Below are 19,688 nucleotides of genomic sequence, written 5' to 3'. Positions count from 1 at the left end.
CCCTTTTCTATTTCCCTTCAGCAATTAATACTACATCGTCAACATTCTTTTCTGGACGAATGATTGTTCCATCTTCGATAACCATTTCTGATCCAACAATCGCTCTTTCAATCACAACATTTTTACCAATCTTAGCCCCTGGCATAACGACAGAATCAATCACCATACTTCCTTCTTCCACCGTCACTCCTTGGAATAACACAGAATGCTTCACGTCCCCTTCAATGACGCATCCTTCGTTAATAAGCGATTCTTCTACTTTCGCCTTTTCAGCAATATATTGAGGCGGTTCGTTTGGATTGACAGAGTAAATACGCCAATTACGATCGTTTAAATTCAGTGATGTTTCATCGCGAAGCAAATCCATATTCGCTTCCCATAAGCTCTTCACCGTTCCAACATCTTTCCAATATCCTTCAAACGGATACGCCATTAACTTCTTCCCTTCATCCAATAAAAGCGGAAGTACGTCTTTTCCGAAATCGTTACTAGATTCAGGGTTTCTTGCATCCATCTCTAAATACTCTTTCAAAATTGACCAATTAAAAATATAGATTCCCATTGATGCAAGATTACTTCTTGGAAATTGTGGTTTCTCTTCAAACTCAACAATCTCCATTTCTTCATTTGTATTCATAATGCCAAAGCGACTCGCTTCATCCCAAGGTACTTCAATAACAGAAATGGATACGTCCGATTCTTTCTCAATATGGTAATCTAGCATCTTACTGTAATCCATTTTATAAATATGGTCGCCTGATAAAATAAGAACATACTCTGGTTCATATTGACTTAAATAGTTTAAGTTTTGATAAATGGCACTTGCCGTACCTGTGTACCACTTCACACCTGAAGACTCCGCATAAGGAGGTAATACTGTGACTCCACCGCTTACTCGGTCTAAATCCCATGCATTGCCGATTCCGATATAATTATGAAGTTCTAGTGGTTGATATTGCGTTAAAATCCCAACCGTTTCAATACCAGAATTTGCGCAGTTACTTAGCGTAAAATCAATAATGCGATATTTACCACCAAATGGAACAGCTGGCTTGGCTAAATTTTTTGTTAATGCACTTAATCGACTACCTTTTCCCCCTGCTAGTAACATTGCTACGCACTTTTGTTTTTGAGCCATCTTGTTTTTTGCTCCCCTTTCTCGTCTTCACTGGTCGTAATATGGATACGCCAAATGGTGGAATTGTAATCTCTACATGTGCTGCTTGATTATGGTACGGTTCTAGAATCGTCTTAAGACGTTTCTTATTCACTTGCCCCGAACCGCCATATTGCTGTGCATCACTGTTTAAAATCTCGTTATAATACTCGAAATCTGGTACACCTACTTTATAGTTTTCATATGTAGCTTTCGTAAAATTACATACGATAACTAACGCATCCTCTTGTTTATCCCCTTGGCGGATAAACGAGAAAATACTTTGCTCGTTATTATTAGCATCAATCCACTGAAAACCTTCAGGCGAATGATCAAGCTGCCAAAGTGGTTTTGAGCGCTTATACAATGCTATGAGCTCTTTAAAGTAATCATGCATATAACGATGCATTTCAAAATCATGTAAATTCCAATCTAAATCTTCAAGGTCTTTCCACTCATCAAACTGTCCGAATTCCCCTCCCATGAAAAGTAATTTCTTTCCTGGGTGAGTAAAGAAATATCCATATAATAAACGAAGCTGAGCAAACTTATCCCAGTAATCACCTGGCATTTTATTTAATAACGACTTTTTCCCATGAACGACTTCATCATGAGAAAGCGGTAATATGAAGTTTTCAGAGTACGCATATAGCAAAGAAAACGTCATTTTCTCATGAATGTGTTTCCTATATTCAGGCGCACACTCCATATATTTCAGCACGTCATTCATCCAGCCCATGTTCCATTTGTAATTGAATCCAAGCCCACCTTCATACGTTGGAGTTGTTACAAGTGGCCAAGCTGTTGAATCTTCTGCCGTCATAAGAAAATCTTCATCCTCTGCAAACACTGCTTCATTCAACTCTCTTAAAAATGAAACAGCATGCTCATTACTTTGCTCTTGTCCTTCTTTATTCCAGTACAACATGTTCGCAACTGCATCTACTCTGAAACCATCAATATGGAAATATCTCATCCAAAATAACGCATTTGAAATTAAGAAATTACGTACCTCTCTCTTTCCTAAATCAAAATTGACAGTTCCCCATACTGGATTTTCTTGTACATCTTTATCTTTATATTCATAGGTCGGTGTGCCATCAAACAAATATAAACCGTGAGCATCTTTACAAAAATGCCCCGGCACCCAATCTAAAATGACACCGATTCCATATTTATGACATTCGTCGACAAAATACATTAAATCATGCGGTGTACCAAATCTACTCGTCGCTGCATAATATCCCGTTCCTTGATATCCCCAAGAACGATCATATGGATGCTCAACAAGCGGCATAATTTCAATATGTGTAAATTGATGTTCCACCACATATGGAATGAGTTCTTCTACCATTTCCCTGTAAGAATACAGTGTTCCATCTTCTTTCTTTTTCCAAGAACCAAAATGCAATTCATAAACTGTCATCGCTTCTTTATAAATCGATTTTTTCTTTTTCTTACGAGTCCAGTTTTTATCATTCCATTCATATCCCTTTATATCAAAAACTACAGATGCCGTATTCGGTCTTACTTCTGCATATACAGCATACGGATCTGCCTTTAAAATGACGTCACCAGCCAACGTTTCAATCGCATATTTATATATTTCTCCTTCTTCAATATGCGGTATAAACAAGGACCAAATGCCTTCTTCTGTCACTTGTAGCATTTTATGTTGCTCATAATCCCACTCATTAAAATCTCCAACAACACTCATTGCTTTCGCATGAGGAGCCCACACTGTAAATCGTACCCCTTGAATCTCATCTTCCGTCACAACATGTGCGCCAAAGATGTTATAACTTTCATAGTACTTTTCTGTATGAAACTCATCTCGTTTCACTTCTTCACAATTTATTACACTCAATATGCTCACCTCACTTAGATGACAGAATTTTTTATACTTTAACTATTTCTGCGAAAAACTGCAATATCCTTGTTAATTTATAAAAAATATTCGTTTTTTTCTTAAAAACGTTAGTTTTTCTTCACATTTCCGTGTAAAATATCGAATTTTGACGAATATTCATTGAAAACGCTTTATTATCCTTCTATATTTTTATCAATTATTTTTTCTCAACCTTTATTTTATTATGTTTATCCTATTTTTCATGCTATTTTCCACTCAAAATCAAAACAAAATAATCTGTCATAAAAAAATGTTTCTCAATATTTTTTGTCACAATTTTATTGAAATGCGAAATTCATAAGCATATACTTGTTCTCAATAAAGAACATTGTTCTTTCGTAACTACAATTCATAGCGGACTACTATGTTTACTTATTTATCCTTGTTGCGAACGGTTGCTATACAAATTTAACTAGGAGGCTTTCTTATGTCATTAAAACAAAAAGTAGGAATGGGAGTTATCACCGCTTCACTTGGCTTATCCCTTACATTCGGCGGTGTATTCGCCTATTTCAGTGATTCAGAAACATCAAGTAACTCATTTCAAGCTGGAACACTAGATCTTTCTATTAATCCAAGTGTAATCGTTAATGTGAAAGATTTAAAACCAGGTGATTTTATTGAAAGGAACTTCAAGCTTGAAAATAAAGGTACATTGGATATCGCAAAAGTAGCACTTGAAACATCATATGAAGTTACAGATGCAAAGCAAAATAATGACGGTGAAGATTTAGGTGATCACATTATCGTCAAGTTTCTAGTAAATGATGGACAGCCATCTAATCCAAACGATGATCATGAGATTGTGTGGGAAACAAAACTATCACAATTAAAAACTATGAAACCTGAAGATGTCGCTACGTCTCTAGAACGTCATAACTTAATAGATGGTATTAAATCTGGTGAAACAGATTACTTACACGTCCTCTTCTCATTTGAAGATAACGACCAAGATCAAAATAAATTTCAAGGTGATTCCCTGCAGCTAAACTGGACATTCCATACTGAGCAAACAGCTGGCGTGGAGAAATAATTTTTAAAAATATAAATTACCGGAGGCCTATAAATGAAAAAGAAAAATCGTTTTGTTACCGGAATTGTAACAGCTGGCGTTTTGTTTTCAACTGCTATTCCGTTCAATGTACTTGCTGAAAGTCCTATTAACCAAATTGAATCTTCAAATGCTCATTCTATATTATCTAAGCTTTCTAAAGAACAACGCCTGGCATTACAAACGGTAGATGCCAACCCTGGTTTTACAATTTCACCAGATATTAATACGAGTAGTTCTGAGCCTGTAAATATCATCGTAGAATTTCAAACTGCTCCAGTAAAGATTAATGAATTAAAACAAAAAGAAAAAGGATTACAGTCTGCTCCTGAAAATATAAAAGCACGTATTGATCAAGAACATGAAGAATTCGAAAAAGGACTAAAACGTCTTTATCAATTCAGCCCATCAGTAAAATCAGGAAACTTCCAGTCTGTACAAATTAAACGTTCTTATAAGCATGCGATAAATGGTGTTGCGATGACATTACCAGCAAATACAGTAGAAGAATTGTTACGAATTGGCGTTGTAAAACGTATTTGGAAAGATTACGAAGTGAAATTAAATTTACCAAAACAAGCTGAGCAAAAAGCGCCTCAAAAACTAACAGATAGCATCCCGCAAATTGGAGTAGATAAGTTACATAGTGAGGGCATTACCGGAAAAGGAATTAAAGTTGGTGTATTAGATACAGGTATTGATTACAATCATCCTGACTTAAAAGACGTATATAAAGGCTATCGCGCGAAACCTGGTGAGGACTCTAGCAAAGTAGACCTAAACTCAGTAAAGGGTTGGGACTTTATTAATAATGATGCAGATCCAATGGAAACTACTTATTCAGAATGGCAACAATCTGGTGCTCCTGAATTTGATAACCGTGGTTCTTCCTTCTACACAGCCCACGGCACTCACGTAGCAGGTATCGTTTCTGCCCAAAAGAAGAACCAATCTGATTCAGCAGTAAAAGGTGTTGCACCTGACATTGAACTGTATAACTATCGTGTACTCGGTCCATACGGAAGTGGAGATAGTTCAGGTATTATCGCTGCAATTGATAAATCCATTTCTGACGGTATGAACGTTATTAACTTATCGTTAGGTGATGATAGCAACAATCCACTCGATCCAACATCTATCGCTGTTAATAATGCAATGCTTTCAGGCGTTGTTACAGTCGTTGCTGCTGGTAACTCTGGACCAAATCCATCAACACTCGGATCACCAGGTGCTTCACCATTTGCAATTACGGTTGGAGCAAGTGATAGCTCTATTTCCTTACCGAAACTATCAGGTCATGCTGGACAATTACAATTTCCTAACCTAATTCTATTCGGCAAAAACTTCACTGATAAAATAGAAGATTTCAAGGGACAAACTTTACCTATTGAATATGTAGGAATTGGTACGCCTGACGAGTTTAGTAAAAAAGATGTAAAAGGAAAAATCGCTCTCGTTGCACGCGGTACACTGTCATTTGATGAAAAAATTGCTAATGCAAAACAAGCAGGTGCAAAAGCCGTTATTATTTATAACAATGTGGATGGAGAAATTCCTTTCTACGTTGGCGAAAGTACAAAATACATTCCAGCATTCCGCCTAACGAAAGAAGAAGGTGAAAAACTAAAAGCTCAAATCGAACAAGGTAGCACCTCCTTAACTCTCGATGAAATTAATTACATTCAAACAGAAGGCGATCATCTTGCAGACTTTAGCTCACGCGGTCCTGTTACAGCAAATGATGATATTAAGCCTGATATTACAGCGCCTGGTGTCGCTATCCTTTCAACAGTTCCTGAATATATTAACGACCCGCAAGAGGGTGAAAACTACGCTGTTTCCTATGAGCGTATGCAAGGAACATCTATGGCTTCTCCTCATATCGCTGGCGTTGCTGCTCTAATTTTACAAGAACACCCAGACTACTCTCCGTTCGATGTAAAAGCGTCTCTTATGAACACAGCTAATGATTTAAAAGAAAAATATTCCGTATATGAAGTTGGAGCTGGGCGAGTAGATGCTTACAACGCCGTTCGTACAGAAACAAGCTTTAAAGTATTAGATACGACACAAACTGTTGTAAATGATGAAGTAATTGAAGTACCCGAAGAAACTGGATCTATTGCATTCGGTAAGTTTTATCAAAAAGACGGTGAAGCTCTTGAACAAAAACGAAATATAAAAGTAACTAATCATAATAAACAAGAGAAAAAAGAATTTAAAACAGAAATTTCTTATACACCAGCATCGTCTACTATTAACGATGCTGTCGCAAACGGTGTAAAAATCTCTGCTCCAGAAACAATTACTCTTGATGCTGGCAAAACAGGTGAAATTGAAGCAAAAATTAATGTTCCAGCCGGTGTGAAACAAGGCCGATATGAAGGGTACATTCATATTACGAACACAAAAAATAAAGAAGAAACATATCAAATCCCATTCTCTATTCGTGTATCAGAGCCTGGTATTGAAAATGCAATACTATCAAGAAAAGCAATTTCAACTGATACATCTAAATTCAATCCATACGGTGAATCGTATGTTCACGGAGCATTCCAATTAAACAGCGAACTTGAAACGTTAGATCTTATCGTAAAAGATTCCAAAACAAATAAAGCTCTTGGCTTCATTGGAACATTAAACACGAGTGGCCTAAAAACTGATGTGTATTACTACTTAGATTCATTCTTTAATGGAAAAGTGTATCCTTTTACAAATGATCCTGCAAAACCAATCGGTAATGAGAAAATCAACTTACCAGAAGGAGACTACACAATTGAGTTTGTCGGTTATGATAAGGCTGGGAAAGCACGTGTAAAAGGTGATTATGTTGTAATTGATAATACACCACCAGAAGTGAAATTAACTGGATTAAAACCTGGTATTTACGAGTTAAATGAAGAAAATTATACAGTAGAAGATGGCAAAAAAGCACTATGGATTAAAGGAAATGTATACGATTCAAACGTTGATTACTTAAAAGGAAAAGGATTAAACATTACGCAAGAAGCGAATGGCGTTATGTACTATGACTATTCTCCATACTTGCATAAGTTTTTACCGATTAATGCAAATGGCGACTTTAAAGTTGGCATTACACCTGACTCCTTCAGAACGGAAGGTCCAATGAACACAGGCGTATATATTTTCGATTATGCAACTGCAGGTCCTGACTATCCAAACGGTGTAAATAACTACTGGTTTATCCCGCAAGGTGCTCAATATGCAAAAACTAGTTACGATAAAAAAGAATTATATAAAAATGACGAGTTCACAGTAACACTAAACGCGAAACACGTAAAACAATTTGTTGCTGGGCAATTTAATGTAAACTTCCTAGAGAAGAACTTCAAATTTGCAAATGCGAAATTTAATCCTGCTTTTGAAAAGCTACTTTCCCAAAAAGGGGTAACCGCAAAAGTAAATGAACCGAAACTAGAGGCAGGCTCTGTTACAGTTGGCGGAGCTATCGATGACAAAAATTTTGCTGGATTAGATGGTGATTTCCCGTTCATTGATGTAACGTTCAAAGTAGAAAATGATGAGTTTTATGAAGCAAACGCTCAATTAGAATCACCAATTTTTGTTTACTGGAAACAAGGTGAATCAGAACCAAATAGAATGCGTGTACTTCAAGATCAAACATTCTCAGTTATGTCCTTAAACTCATTAATAGAAGGAAATATTAAACCTGGTGCATTCTTAAATGAACGCGGATATTTAGATGAAAAGTTCGATTATACAAAGCTTGGCGTAAAAGTATATGCGACTGATTCTTACCGTCATAAGTTTGAAGGCTCACTAGATAAATACGGATACTTCAAACTAAATGGACTTCCAGTTAATAAACGCGACTATAACTTATATGTAGAGGTGCCAGGACATTTAACAAGCCGCCTAACAACGAAACTTGGTACTGAAAAAGACGGTAAGTTGCTTGGCCAATATTATTATGCAAGACCTGACGAAAACCTTGCCGGCGATGTAAATGGTGATAAAGTAATCGATATTAAAGATGCTGAAATCATTGCTAGCAACTATGGTAAAAAAGGACTAACTGTAAAAGACGGAGATCTTAATAAAGATGGTATTGTCGACGAAAAAGATATTCGCTTCGTTGAAAAGAACTTCTTGAAAAAAGGGCCAGATGCATCTAAATCACAAACACCTGTAGAAAAATCAAAAAGCGGTACACTGGCAGATATTTTAAAGAAATTAGGATTAACGCCTAAAAAATAATAAAGTGAAACTTTAATCAATTGAGGTTTTACTGCCCGGCAAATAGCGGAATAATAAAGAGCACTCTACGTAAAATAGAGTGCTCTTTTTCTATAAACGACCCTTATCCAGCAAAAGGGGTATATTGGGGATATACAAGGGAAACCGGAAAAGGAATTTATATTAAATTATATGAATTCAGAGGTAGGAAGCAGTGTCCCGCCCCTGAATGATTTAGCAATTATTATAGTACTGGTGCCATTGTTTCTTTTAATACTTTTACAGAATGAGCGAACTTCGCTTTTTCTTCTTCATTTAACTCAAGCTCTACGATTTCACGTACACCTTCGCGGTTAATTACAGCTGGAACACCTACGTAAGCATCTTTCTCACCGTATTGGCCTTCAAGGTATGCAGATACAGTTAATACGCTGTTCTCGTTGTTTAAGATTGCTTTAGTTACACGAAGTAGTGACATACCGATTCCGTAGTAAGTTGCACCTTTACGCTCGATGATATGGTAAGCTGCATCACGTACATTTTCGAAGATTTTATCTAAGTCTTCTTGTTTGTACTGTTCGTTGTTAGCTAAGATTGTTTCTAATTTTTGTACACCGATAGTAGCGTGGCTCCATACTGGAAGTTCAGTATCACCGTGTTCACCAACGATGTAAGCATGAACGTTACGTGGATCTACATCTAAGTAGTCACCTAACATGTAACGGAAACGAGCAGAGTCTAAAGTAGTACCAGAACCAATTACGCGCTCTTTTGGTAAACCAGATTCTTTCCAAGTTACGTAAGTTAAAATGTCAACTGGGTTAGTTGCGATTAAGAAGATTCCATCGAATCCGCTATCCATAATACCGCGAACGATTTGTTTAAAGATCTTTGTATTTTTCTCAACTAAGTCTAAACGAGTTTCACCTGGCTTTTGTGGTAATCCAGCAGTGATAACTACTAAATCTGCATCTTTACAATCTGCATAGCTACCGCTCCAAACTTTTGTTGGTGATGGAGAGAATGGTACCGCATGGCTTAAGTCCATTGCTTCCCCTTCTGCTTTTGCTTCATTAACATCTACTAATACGAATTCTTCAGCTACACCTTGGTTGATCATTGAGTAAGCGTAACTACAACCTACAGCTCCTGTTCCTACTAATACTACACGATTGATACCTTTTTTCATGGTAATTTCCCCTCTCTATTGTTCACATATATTTTTTTATGATTGTTTAAGTAATTAATTAAAATACTAATTTAATGTTGTTTAACTTCTTTACATTCATATTGTAGCACGTATTATTGTGAATTACTTCACAAATTATGACCTATTTGTGAACTTTTTCACATAGAGTGTAAAGTTATTGGAATAGGTGTGGAATCCATTTCAATGGAGGCGTTTTCTTTAGATTGTGAAAGGGATTTTCTTGTGGTTTTTGTCGGTAAGTGAAATTATACCAGCGATTTTTAGAATATATCGACCGTAACTCCAAATATATCAGCGATTATTAAAATTTATCGATCGTAACTCAAATTATATCAGCGATTTTTGCAATATATCGACTTACCGACAAAACTCGACAATACTGACAACATAAAAAAACTGTCTTCAGTAGATCACAGCTATTGAGAGAAAGCAACTTCTTCTATATATTATTTATTTCCCACAGTAGCTCCCAGATGCATTTTTCATCGGTTTCTCCAAGTGTAGGAGGCTACAGCCATACAGCTGGGGTAAAAGTTCAAGTTGAAGTTAATTCCTTCATATTCATACAGGTCCAAATAATTAACATGATTGTATTTACGGCTCTCTATGTACCCAACTGCAACAGCGAATACTTCATATTTCTTCTATTGCATAAAAAAGCAGACTATCCAAAGTCCATTTTTATACAACAAAAAAGAGATAGCAGATTATGCTATCTCTTTTAGTATGACCCGTACGGGATTCGAACCCGTGTTACCGCCGTGAAAGGGCGGTGTCTTAACCACTTGACCAACGGGCCAGTTCTGGCAGAGAAGAAGGGATTCGAACCCTCGCACCGCGTTCGCGATCTACTCCCTTAGCAGGGGAGCCCCTTGAGCCACTTGGGTACTTCTCTATAAATATGGCTCCGCAGGTAGGACTCGAACCTACGACCGATCGGTTAACAGCCGATAGCTCTACCACTGAGCTACTGCGGAACAATTATGGTGGGCCTAAATGGACTCGAACCATCGACCTCACGCTTATCAGGCGTGCGCTCTAACCAGCTGAGCTATAGGCCCATAATTGAAAAGCGGGTGAAGAGAATCGAACTCTCGACCAGAGCTTGGAAGGCTCTTGTTTTACCACTAAACTACACCCGCATTAAATTGTAAATGGTGAGCCATGAAGGACTCGAACCTTCGACCCTCTGATTAAAAGTCAGATGCTCTACCAACTGAGCTAATGGCTCATTTTGAAAGTGGTGCCGACTAGAGGACTTGAACCCCCAACCTACTGATTACAAGTCAGTTGCTCTACCAATTGAGCTAAGTCGGCTTGCGACTTCAAAATGGTGGCTCGGGACGGAATCGAACCGCCGACACGAGGATTTTCAGTCCTCTGCTCTACCGACTGAGCTACCGAGCCTTTATGTAAAAATGGCGGTCCCGACCGGGGTCGAACCGGCGATCTCCTGCGTGACAGGCAGGCATGTTAACCACTACACCACGGGACCATTTGGTTGCGGGGACAGGATTTGAACCTGCGACCTTCGGGTTATGAGCCCGACGAGCTACCGTGCTGCTCCACCCCGCGATGATAAAATATTTACTTTAGAAAAAATGGAGGAGGTAGAGGGATTCGAACCCCCGCGCGACTCTCGCCGCCTGTCGGTTTTCAAGACCGATCCCTTCAGCCGAACTTGGGTATACCTCCGAGATATATACGTCTAATGGTGGACCTTGTAGGACTCGAACCTACGACCGGACGGTTATGAGCCGTCTGCTCTAACCAGCTGAGCTAAAGGTCCTTTATGGTAGCGGCGGAGGGGATCGAACCCCCGACCTCACGGGTATGAACCGTACGCTCTAGCCAGCTGAGCTACACCGCCATAAATGATATTAATATAAGTGGAGCCTAGCGGGATCGAACCGCTGACCTCCTGCGTGCAAGGCAGGCGCTCTCCCAGCTGAGCTAAGGCCCCATGTTTTTTAGGAATATCGGGAAGACAGGATTTGAACCTGCGACCCCCTGGTCCCAAACCAGGTGCTCTACCAAGCTGAGCCACTTCCCGTTAATAAAAGCGCGCCCGAGAGGAGTCGAACCCCTAACCTCTTGATCCGTAGTCAAACGCTCTATCCAATTGAGCTACGGGCGCATATGGTGCCGAGGGCGGGGGTCGAACCCGCACGGTGGTCACCCACCGCAGGATTTTAAGTCCTGTGCGTCTGCCTGTTCCGCCACCCCGGCATGTCATATTGAAAATTGGAGCGGAAGACGGGATTCGAACCCGCGACCCCAACCTTGGCAAGGTTGTATTCTACCACTGAACTACTTCCGCAAGACATGTATGAGTTATTTAATTAAAAGTGCGGGTGAAGGGAGTCGAACCCCCACGCCAAAGGCGCCAGATCCTAAGTCTGGTGCGTCTGCCAATTCCGCCACACCCGCATATTAATTTATTTAAGAAAAATGGGGCGACTGATGGGAATCGAACCCACGAATGCCGGAGCCACAATCCGGTGCGTTAACCACTTCGCCACAACCGCCATGATTTCTGGTGCCGACTAGAGGACTTGAACCCCCAACCTACTGATTACAAGTCAGTTGCTCTACCAATTGAGCTAAGTCGGCTAAATGGTGGAGGATGACGGGATCGAACCGCCGACCCCCTGCTTGTAAGGCAGGTGCTCTCCCAGCTGAGCTAATCCTCCATTTGCCTGGCAACGTCCTACTCTCACAGGGACAAGGTCCCAACTACCATCGGCGCTAGAGAGCTTAACTTCCGTGTTCGGTATGGGAACGGGTGTGACCTCTCTGCCATCATTACCAGACTGTATTCATTTAAGACAAGAATTATTGTAACTCATTTACTTTCGAAAGTCAATAAGTTTTTTATATTCTTTCAAAACTAGATAACATTGCTTCATATTATATGGTTAAGTCCTCGATCTATTAGTATTCGTCAGCTCCACATGTCACCATGCTTCCACCTCGAACCTATCAACCTGATCATCTTTCAGGGATCTTACTAGCTTACGCTATGGGAAATCTCATCTTGAGGGGGGCTTCATGCTTAGATGCTTTCAGCACTTATCCCTTCCGCACATAGCTACCCAGCTATGCCCTTGGCAGAACAACTGGTACACCAGCGGTGCGTCCATCCCGGTCCTCTCGTACTAAGGACAGCTCCTCTCAAATTTCCTACGCCCACGACGGATAGGGACCGAACTGTCTCACGACGTTCTGAACCCAGCTCGCGTACCGCTTTAATGGGCGAACAGCCCAACCCTTGGGACCGACTACAGCCCCAGGATGCGATGAGCCGACATCGAGGTGCCAAACCTCCCCGTCGATGTGGACTCTTGGGGGAGATAAGCCTGTTATCCCCGGGTAGCTTTTATCCGTTGAGCGATGGCCCTTCCATGCGGAACCACCGGATCACTAAGCCCGACTTTCGTCCCTGCTCGACTTGTAGGTCTCGCAGTCAAGCTCCCTTATGCCTTTGCACTCTACGAATGATTTCCAACCATTCTGAGGGAACCTTTGGGCGCCTCCGTTACACTTTAGGAGGCGACCGCCCCAGTCAAACTGCCCACCTGACACTGTCTCCCGGGTCGATAAGACCCGTAGGTTAGAATTTCAATACAGTCAGGGCGGTATCCACCAGCGCCTCCACCGAAGCTAGCGCTCCGGTTTCAATGGCTCCCGCCTATCCTGTACAAACTGTACCAAAATTCAATATCAGGCTACAGTAAAGCTCCACGGGGTCTTTCCGTCCTGTCGCGGGTAACCTGCATCTTCACAGGTACTATAATTTCACCGAGTCTCTGGTTGAGACAGTGCCCAAATCGTTACACCTTTCGTGCGGGTCGGAACTTACCCGACAAGGAATTTCGCTACCTTAGGACCGTTATAGTTACGGCCGCCGTTTACTGGGGCTTCAGTTCAGAGCTTCGCTTACGCTAACCCTCTCCTTAACCTTCCAGCACCGGGCAGGTGTCACCCCTATACTTCGCCTTACGGCTTCGCAGAGAGCTGTGTTTTGCTAAACAGTCGCTTGGGCCTATTCACTGCGGCTTTCCGTTAAGAAAGCACCCTTCTCCCGAAGTTACGGGGTCATTTTGCCGAGTTCCTTAACCAGAGTTCTCTCGCACACCTTAGGATTCTCTCCTCGCCTACCTGTGTCGGTTTGCGGTACAGGCACCTTTATCTCGCTAGAAGCTTTTCTTGGCAGCGGGAATCAAAGACTTCGCTCCATAAGGAGCTTCCCCATCACAGCTCAGCCTTTACGATAAGCGGATTTGCCTACTTATCAGCCTAACTGCTTGGACGTGCACAACCAATCGCACGCTTCTTCTATCCTTCTGCGTCCCTCCATTGCTCAAACGATAAAGAGGTGGTACAGGAATATCAACCTGTTGTCCATCGCCTACGCCTGTCGGCCTCGGCTTAGGTCCTGACTAACCCTGAGCGGACGAGCCTTCCTCAGGAAACCTTAGGCATTCGGTGGACGGGATTCTCACCCGTCTTTCGCTACTCATACCGGCATTCTCACTTCTAAGCACTCCACCAGTCCTTCCGGTCTGACTTCACTGTCCTTAGAACGCTCCCCTACCACTGATACCATTGGTATCAATCCGCAGCTTCGGTGGTGTATTTAGCCCCGGTACATTTTCGGCGCAGAGTCACTCGACTAGTGAGCTATTACGCACTCTTTAAATGGTGGCTGCTTCTAAGCCAACATCCTAGTTGTCTAAGCAACTCCACATCCTTTTCCACTTAATACACACTTTGGGACCTTAGCTGGCGGTCTGGGCTGTTTCCCTTTTGACTACGGATCTTATCACTCGCAGTCTGACTCCTAAGGATAAGTCATTGGCATTCGGAGTTTGACTGAATTCGGTAATCCGATGAGGACCCCTAGTCCAATCAGTGCTCTACCTCCAAGACTCTTACACTTAAGGCTAGCCCTAAAGCTATTTCGGGGAGAACCAGCTATCTCCAGGTTCGATTGGAATTTCTCCGCTACCCACACCTCATCCCCGCACTTTTCAACGTGCGTGGGTTCGGGCCTCCATTCAGTGTTACCTGAACTTCACCCTGGACATGGGTAGATCACCTGGTTTCGGGTCTACGACCACGTACTAAACGCCCTATTCAGACTCGCTTTCGCTGCGGCTCCGCCTCTTCAGCTTAACCTCGCACGGGATCGTAACTCGCCGGTTCATTCTACAAAAGGCACGCCATCACCCGTTAACGGGCTCTGACTATTTGTAGGCACACGGTTTCAGGATCTCTTTCACTCCCCTTCCGGGGTGCTTTTCACCTTTCCCTCACGGTACTGGTTCACTATCGATCACTAGGGAGTATTTAGCCTTGGGAGATGGTCCTCCCAGATTCCGACGGAATTTCACGTGTTCCGCCGTACTCAGGATACATTCAAGAGAGAACGAAGTTTCGACTACGGGGTTGTTACCCTCTACGACGGACCTTTCCAGGTCGCTTCGTCTACCTCGTTCCTTTGTAACTCCGTATAGAATGTCCTACAACCCCAAGAGGCAAGCCTCTTGGTTTGGGCTATGTTCCGTTTCGCTCGCCGCTACTCAGGAAATCGCATTTGCTTTCTCTTCCTCCAGGTACTTAGATGTTTCAGTTCCCTGGGTCTGTCTTCCTTACCCTATGTATTCAGATAAGGATACCATACCATTACGTATGGTGGGTTTCCCCATTCGGAAATCTTCGGATCAAAGCTTACTTACAGCTCCCCGAAGCATATCGGCGTTAGTCCCGTCCTTCATCGACTCCTAGTGTCAAGGCATCCACCGTGCGCCCTTTCTAACTTAACCAAACTAAAAATTAAAAAATATGAGCTACACTGTTATCTAGTTTTCAAAGAACATACATTTATATATGAGAGATAGTTCTCTCAAAACTGAACAAAACGAAACACGGAAACTTTTATTGATGAACAACGTTCATCAATTCTCCATAGAAAGGAGGTGATCCAGCCGCACCTTCCGATACGGCTACCTTGTTACGACTTCACCCCAATCATCTGTCCCACCTTAGGCGGCTGGCTCCAAAAAGGTTACCCCACCGACTTCGGGTGTTACAAACTCTCGTGGTGTGACGGGCGGTGTGTACAAGGCCCGGGAACGTATTCACCGCGGCATGCTGATCCGCGATTACTAGCGATTCCAGCTTCATGTAGGCGAGTTGCAGCCTACAATCCGAACTGAGAACGGTTTTATGAGATTAGCTCCACCTCGCGGTCTTGCAGCTCTTTGTACCGTCCATTGTAGCACGTGTGTAGCCCAGGTCATAAGGGGCATGATGATTTGACGTCATCCCCACCTTCCTCCGGTTTGTCACCGGCAGTCACCTTAGAGTGCCCAACTTAATGATGGCAACTAAGATCAAGGGTTGCGCTCGTTGCGGGACTTAACCCAACATCTCACGACACGAGCTGACGACAACCATGCACCACCTGTCACTCTGCTCCCGAAGGAGAAGCCCTATCTCTAGGGTTTTCAGAGGATGTCAAGACCTGGTAAGGTTCTTCGCGTTGCTTCGAATTAAACCACATGCTCCACCGCTTGTGCGGGCCCCCGTCAATTCCTTTGAGTTTCAGCCTTGCGGCCGTACTCCCCAGGCGGAGTGCTTAATGCGTTAACTTCAGCACTAAAGGGCGGAAACCCTCTAACACTTAGCACTCATCGTTTACGGCGTGGACTACCAGGGTATCTAATCCTGTTTGCTCCCACGCTTTCGCGCCTCAGTGTCAGTTACAGACCAGAAAGTCGCCTTCGCCACTGGTGTTCCTCCATATCTCTACGCATTTCACCGCTACACATGGAATTCCACTTTCCTCTTCTGCACTCAAGTCTCCCAGTTTCCAATGACCCTCCACGGTTGAGCCGTGGGCTTTCACATCAGACTTAAGAAACCACCTGCGCGCGCTTTACGCCCAATAATTCCGGATAACGCTTGCCACCTACGTATTACCGCGGCTGCTGGCACGTAGTTAGCCGTGGCTTTCTGGTTAGGTACCGTCAAGGTGCCAGCTTATTCAACTAGCACTTGTTCTTCCCTAACAACAGAGTTTTACGACCCGAAAGCCTTCATCACTCACGCGGCGTTGCTCCGTCAGACTTTCGTCCATTGCGGAAGATTCCCTACTGCTGCCTCCCGTAGGAGTCTGGGCCGTGTCTCAGTCCCAGTGTGGCCGATCACCCTCTCAGGTCGGCTACGCATCGTTGCCTTGGTGAGCCGTTACCTCACCAACTAGCTAATGCGACGCGGGTCCATCCATAAGTGACAGCCGAAGCCGCCTTTCAATTTCGAACCATGCGGTTCAAAATGTTATCCGGTATTAGCCCCGGTTTCCCGGAGTTATCCCAGTCTTATGGGCAGGTTACCCACGTGTTACTCACCCGTCCGCCGCTAACTTCATAAGAGCAAGCTCTTAATCCATTCGCTCGACTTGCATGTATTAGGCACGCCGCCAGCGTTCATCCTGAGCCAGGATCAAACTCTCCAATAAAGTTAGTTTGTCTAGCATCTAAAATAAAAATTGACGTTTCACGTTGTTTGTTTCGTTCAGTTTTCAAAGAACTACTTGGTCGCTCATTTGCGACTTCCTTATGTTAACATCTTCGTTTTTCGATGTCAACTAAGTTTTTCAATTTCTTTTTTGTCGTTTTCTGCGTTTCCGCATCAGCGACGGTTATTAATATATCATGGTGAAAAATGAAATGCAACACCTTTTATAAACTTTTTTTAAAACTGCCCACATTTCTTTTTTTATATCATATACTTAAACGAAATATCTCTTTCATGTATGAGCAATTCCTACATATATTTTATATAAAGTTACTCTATCAAAAGACGTTTCTTTCTATAATAAGCGTTTTATTCATATAGCATATCATACAGGGAGGAATATATATGGACTATACCGATTTATTAATCAAACTAGGTCTCTCGGCTATTTTAGGATTTGCCATTGGTTTAGAACGTGAATTAAAACGGAAACCACTTGGTTTAAAAACGTGTTTAGTTATTTCTATTATTAGTTGCCTCCTAACGATTGTTTCTATTAAAGCAGCTTATAACTTACCACATACCGATCATATGAATATGGATCCACTTCGACTTGCCGCTCAAATTGTATCAGGAATTGGTTTTTTAGGTGCTGGCGTAATTTTAAGAAGAGGTAACGATAGCATTGCAGGGCTCACGACTGCCGCTATGATCTGGGGTGCTTCTGGTATTGGTATTGCTGTTGGGGCCGGATTCTATATTGAAGCGATATTCGGAATGTGTTTCCTTATGATTAGTGTCGAACTTATACCACTCGCGATGAAATATGTAGGCCCTAGATCATTTCGTCAACGTGATATCGCTGTGAAACTTGTTGTACGAAATATGGACAATATCCCAATCGTAATTGAAGAAATAAAAGAAATGGATATAAAAGTTAAGAATATGAAGCTTAAAACATTAGAAAACGGTTCTCACTATTTACATCTTAAACTGTCCATTGATCAAAAAAGACATACTGCTGATGTTTACTATGCTCTCCAGCATCTTGAAAGTGTCCAACAAACTGAAGTGGAAAGTATGTAACATAAAACAAACTCTCTTTAATTAGAGAGTTTTTCTTTTTTCTATAATGGCAACAATGAATGTAGTCCTACAAAGTAAGGAGGAATAGGCAATTGAAATCCCGTCCGAATTTAGTAGATACATTTCGTGATTCCATTATTTTTCGTTTAATTTGTTTTATTATTGTACTGACTGCTTTTTCCGGTTTTCTTATACATAGATTAGAACCTTTTCATTTCACTACATGGTTTGACGGAATTTGGTGGTCAATCGTTACCATTTTTACAGTTGGATATGGAGACTTTGCTCCCCATACGACGATAGGAAAACTAATAGGTATAAGTATTATTTTATTAGGAACTGGCTTTTGTTCTTATTATATGGTGCTGTTTGCTACTGAAATGATTAATAAACAATATATGAAAATTAAAGGTGAAGAAGCCGCTACTTCTAACGGTCATATGATTATCGTTGGCTGGAATGAGCGCGCAAAACATGTTGTAAAGCAAATGCACGTATTACAACCAAACCTTGATATCGTTTTAATTGATGAAACACTTTCTTTACTCCCAAAACCATTTCATCATTTAGAATTTATAAAAGGTTGTCCGCATCACGATCAAACTTTATTAAAAGCCAATATTGCAACGGCACACACCATATTAATAACAGCTGATAAAGAAAAAAACGAAAGCTTAGCGGATACACAGTCCATTTTAAATATTTTAACTGCAAAAGGGCTCAACCCAAACATTCACTGCATCGCTGAACTTCTTACTTCTGAACAAATACAAAACGCAACGAGAGCTGGCGTGTCAGAAATTATAGAAGGAAATAAATTAACGAGCTATGTATTTACCGCTTCTCTTTTATTCCCTTCCATTTCAGGTGTACTATTTTCACTTTACGACGAAATCTCTGATAATAAATTACAACTGATGGAGCTTCCATCGTCCTGCACCGGACAAACTTTTGCCAATTGTAGCTATACTCTTTTAAAGCAAAACATTCTCTTACTAGGTATAAAGCGCGACGAACAATATATGATTAATCCAGTTCATTCCTTTGTTCTCATTGAAAGCGACATACTCATTGTTATTCACCATTAGTAAAATGACGCTCTAATTCTTGCATGAGCACTTTCCCAATATTGATATATTTTCTTTTCACATCTCCATCTGGATCTTTCGGCTCAGCAAATTGATCCATTCCACTCGTTCCAGCTGTTAAAGTATTCACATTATCATCTAGTTCGTCTTGATATACGTGCGAAAGAATATACGGCGTTCCAAGACGAACTATTACGCCTGGTACATCTAGTTCTCCATCAATGGCTGTAAATGGAACTCGTAAAAATTGATACCCATCTTCTTCATCAATTTTGTAATCGAAGCATCCTTTATCATAATCCCAATTACCACCGATGCTATATCCAAGTGGTTTCATAATCTCTTCTAACTTATATAACGCATATGTACGTCCTTCTAAATTTGATTGAATCGGAATCAAGCCCATCCCTCCTAGACTTTTCCTTTAGCATACCCACTTTAGTTTG

The 19,688-nt window shown here is 41.4% G+C and carries 8 protein-coding genes, 22 tRNA genes and 3 rRNA genes; 4 read left to right on the top strand and 29 right to left on the bottom strand.

Translation table 11 applies throughout. The annotated features are described in order from the left end of the window. Positions 1–7: 7 nt before the first annotated feature. Entirely contained in the window at positions 8–1,138 is a 1,131-nt protein-coding gene (gene glgC / locus IQ781_RS18635) for a glucose-1-phosphate adenylyltransferase (RefSeq protein ID WP_000057619.1), read from the bottom strand. Further along, positions 1,086–3,023: a 1,4-alpha-glucan branching protein GlgB gene (glgB, locus tag IQ781_RS18630; protein ID WP_000111405.1), complete on the bottom strand. Its 1,938-nt coding sequence runs from the start codon at positions 3,021–3,023 to the stop codon at positions 1,086–1,088. The genes glgC and glgB overlap by 53 nt, the downstream gene beginning before the upstream one ends. Before the next feature lie 469 nt (positions 3,024–3,492). Between glgB and IQ781_RS18625 the strand changes: the two genes are divergently transcribed. Next, entirely contained in the window at positions 3,493–4,098 is a 606-nt protein-coding gene (locus tag IQ781_RS18625; RefSeq protein ID WP_063220423.1) for a CalY family protein, read from the top strand. Positions 4,099–4,131: 33 nt separating this feature from the next. Further along, positions 4,132–8,355, top strand: coding sequence for a S8 family serine peptidase (locus IQ781_RS18620; RefSeq protein WP_100651184.1), 4,224 nt, complete (start codon positions 4,132–4,134; stop codon positions 8,353–8,355). A 223-nt stretch (positions 8,356–8,578) separates the two neighbouring features. Here IQ781_RS18620 and IQ781_RS18615 read toward each other — a convergent pair whose 3' ends face one another. The 26 genes from IQ781_RS18615 to IQ781_RS18490 all read right to left on the bottom strand — a co-directional run bounded on the left by IQ781_RS18615 (position 8,579) and on the right by IQ781_RS18490 (position 17,069). After that, positions 8,579–9,523, bottom strand: a complete 945-nt coding sequence (locus IQ781_RS18615; RefSeq protein ID WP_000715339.1) for an L-lactate dehydrogenase — start codon at positions 9,521–9,523, stop codon at positions 8,579–8,581. 748 nt (positions 9,524–10,271) lie between these two features. Further along, positions 10,272–10,343 (bottom strand) — tRNA-Glu (locus tag IQ781_RS18610). A gap of 5 nt (positions 10,344–10,348) precedes the next feature. Continuing rightward, positions 10,349–10,439, bottom strand: a tRNA-Ser gene (locus tag IQ781_RS18605). Between the two features lie 7 nt (positions 10,440–10,446). Further along, positions 10,447–10,521 (bottom strand) — tRNA-Asn (locus IQ781_RS18600). Positions 10,522–10,528: 7 nt separating this feature from the next. Next, positions 10,529–10,605 (bottom strand) — tRNA-Ile (locus IQ781_RS18595). 10 nt (positions 10,606–10,615) lie between these two features. Continuing rightward, positions 10,616–10,686: transfer RNA gene (locus IQ781_RS18590), tRNA-Gly, on the bottom strand. Between the two features lie 13 nt (positions 10,687–10,699). Next, positions 10,700–10,775 (bottom strand) — tRNA-Lys (locus IQ781_RS18585). A 10-nt stretch (positions 10,776–10,785) separates the two neighbouring features. After that, positions 10,786–10,861: transfer RNA gene (locus IQ781_RS18580), tRNA-Thr, on the bottom strand. Between the two features lie 14 nt (positions 10,862–10,875). Then, positions 10,876–10,951: transfer RNA gene (locus tag IQ781_RS18575), tRNA-Phe, on the bottom strand. 12 nt (positions 10,952–10,963) lie between these two features. After that, positions 10,964–11,039: transfer RNA gene (locus IQ781_RS18570), tRNA-Asp, on the bottom strand. A gap of 3 nt (positions 11,040–11,042) precedes the next feature. Next, positions 11,043–11,119 (bottom strand) — tRNA-Met (locus IQ781_RS18565). A gap of 27 nt (positions 11,120–11,146) precedes the next feature. Beyond that, positions 11,147–11,239, bottom strand: a tRNA-Ser gene (locus IQ781_RS18560). A 17-nt stretch (positions 11,240–11,256) separates the two neighbouring features. Continuing rightward, positions 11,257–11,333: transfer RNA gene (locus IQ781_RS18555), tRNA-Ile, on the bottom strand. Between the two features lie 4 nt (positions 11,334–11,337). Next, positions 11,338–11,414, bottom strand: a tRNA-Met gene (locus IQ781_RS18550). A gap of 20 nt (positions 11,415–11,434) precedes the next feature. Then, a tRNA-Ala gene (locus tag IQ781_RS18545) sits at positions 11,435–11,507 on the bottom strand. A gap of 16 nt (positions 11,508–11,523) precedes the next feature. Then, positions 11,524–11,597 (bottom strand) — tRNA-Pro (locus IQ781_RS18540). 10 nt (positions 11,598–11,607) lie between these two features. Beyond that, positions 11,608–11,681 (bottom strand) — tRNA-Arg (locus IQ781_RS18535). Between the two features lie 3 nt (positions 11,682–11,684). After that, positions 11,685–11,773: transfer RNA gene (locus IQ781_RS18530), tRNA-Leu, on the bottom strand. Positions 11,774–11,789: 16 nt separating this feature from the next. Beyond that, positions 11,790–11,864: transfer RNA gene (locus IQ781_RS18525), tRNA-Gly, on the bottom strand. A 29-nt stretch (positions 11,865–11,893) separates the two neighbouring features. Then, positions 11,894–11,974: transfer RNA gene (locus IQ781_RS18520), tRNA-Leu, on the bottom strand. Between the two features lie 22 nt (positions 11,975–11,996). Beyond that, positions 11,997–12,072 (bottom strand) — tRNA-His (locus IQ781_RS18515). Between the two features lie 9 nt (positions 12,073–12,081). After that, positions 12,082–12,157, bottom strand: a tRNA-Thr gene (locus IQ781_RS18510). Positions 12,158–12,161: 4 nt separating this feature from the next. Next, positions 12,162–12,237: transfer RNA gene (locus IQ781_RS18505), tRNA-Val, on the bottom strand. Between the two features lie 4 nt (positions 12,238–12,241). Beyond that, positions 12,242–12,357, bottom strand: a 5S ribosomal RNA gene (gene rrf, locus IQ781_RS18500). Positions 12,358–12,458: 101 nt separating this feature from the next. Continuing rightward, positions 12,459–15,372: ribosomal RNA gene (locus tag IQ781_RS18495) — 23S ribosomal RNA — on the bottom strand. Positions 15,373–15,518: 146 nt separating this feature from the next. Beyond that, positions 15,519–17,069 (bottom strand): 16S ribosomal RNA (locus tag IQ781_RS18490). Together the 16S, 23S and 5S rRNA genes with 22 tRNA genes alongside form the textbook arrangement of a ribosomal RNA operon. A 404-nt stretch (positions 17,070–17,473) precedes the next feature. Between IQ781_RS18490 and IQ781_RS18485 the strand changes: the two genes are divergently transcribed. Both IQ781_RS18485 and IQ781_RS18480 read left to right on the top strand, forming a co-directional pair. Next, a complete protein-coding gene (locus IQ781_RS18485; protein ID WP_000386676.1) occupies positions 17,474–18,154 on the top strand; it encodes an MgtC/SapB family protein in 681 nt (226 codons plus the stop codon). A gap of 92 nt (positions 18,155–18,246) precedes the next feature. Next, positions 18,247–19,242 (top strand): potassium channel family protein, encoded by a 996-nt coding sequence (locus tag IQ781_RS18480; protein ID WP_000842320.1) that lies wholly within the window; start codon positions 18,247–18,249, stop codon positions 19,240–19,242. On the opposite strand, the gene IQ781_RS18475 is transcribed toward IQ781_RS18480, so the two are convergent. Then, a complete protein-coding gene (locus tag IQ781_RS18475; RefSeq protein ID WP_000612334.1) occupies positions 19,229–19,642 on the bottom strand; it encodes a YugN-like family protein in 414 nt (137 codons plus the stop codon). The genes IQ781_RS18480 and IQ781_RS18475 overlap by 14 nt on opposite strands. Positions 19,643–19,688: the final 46 nt, after the last annotated feature.

Source organism: Bacillus sp. N447-1 (assembly GCF_022701035.1).
In the GTDB taxonomy this organism is placed as follows: domain Bacteria; phylum Bacillota; class Bacilli; order Bacillales; family Bacillaceae_G; genus Bacillus_A; species Bacillus_A cereus.
This window is presented reverse-complemented; position numbering and strand designations above follow the sequence as displayed.

What these genes read in the sequence shown, in the direction of transcription:
- glgC (WP_000057619.1), bottom strand. Translation starts at nt 1,138, where the DNA reads ATGGCTCAAAAACAAAAGTGCGTAGCAATGTTACTAGCAGGGGGAAAA.
- IQ781_RS18625 (WP_063220423.1), top strand. Translation starts at nt 3,493, where the DNA reads ATGTCATTAAAACAAAAAGTAGGAATGGGAGTTATCACCGCTTCACTT.
- IQ781_RS18620 (WP_100651184.1), top strand. Translation starts at nt 4,132, where the DNA reads ATGAAAAAGAAAAATCGTTTTGTTACCGGAATTGTAACAGCTGGCGTT.
- IQ781_RS18615 (WP_000715339.1), bottom strand. Translation starts at nt 9,523, where the DNA reads ATGAAAAAAGGTATCAATCGTGTAGTATTAGTAGGAACAGGAGCTGTA.
- IQ781_RS18485 (WP_000386676.1), top strand. Translation starts at nt 17,474, where the DNA reads ATGGACTATACCGATTTATTAATCAAACTAGGTCTCTCGGCTATTTTA.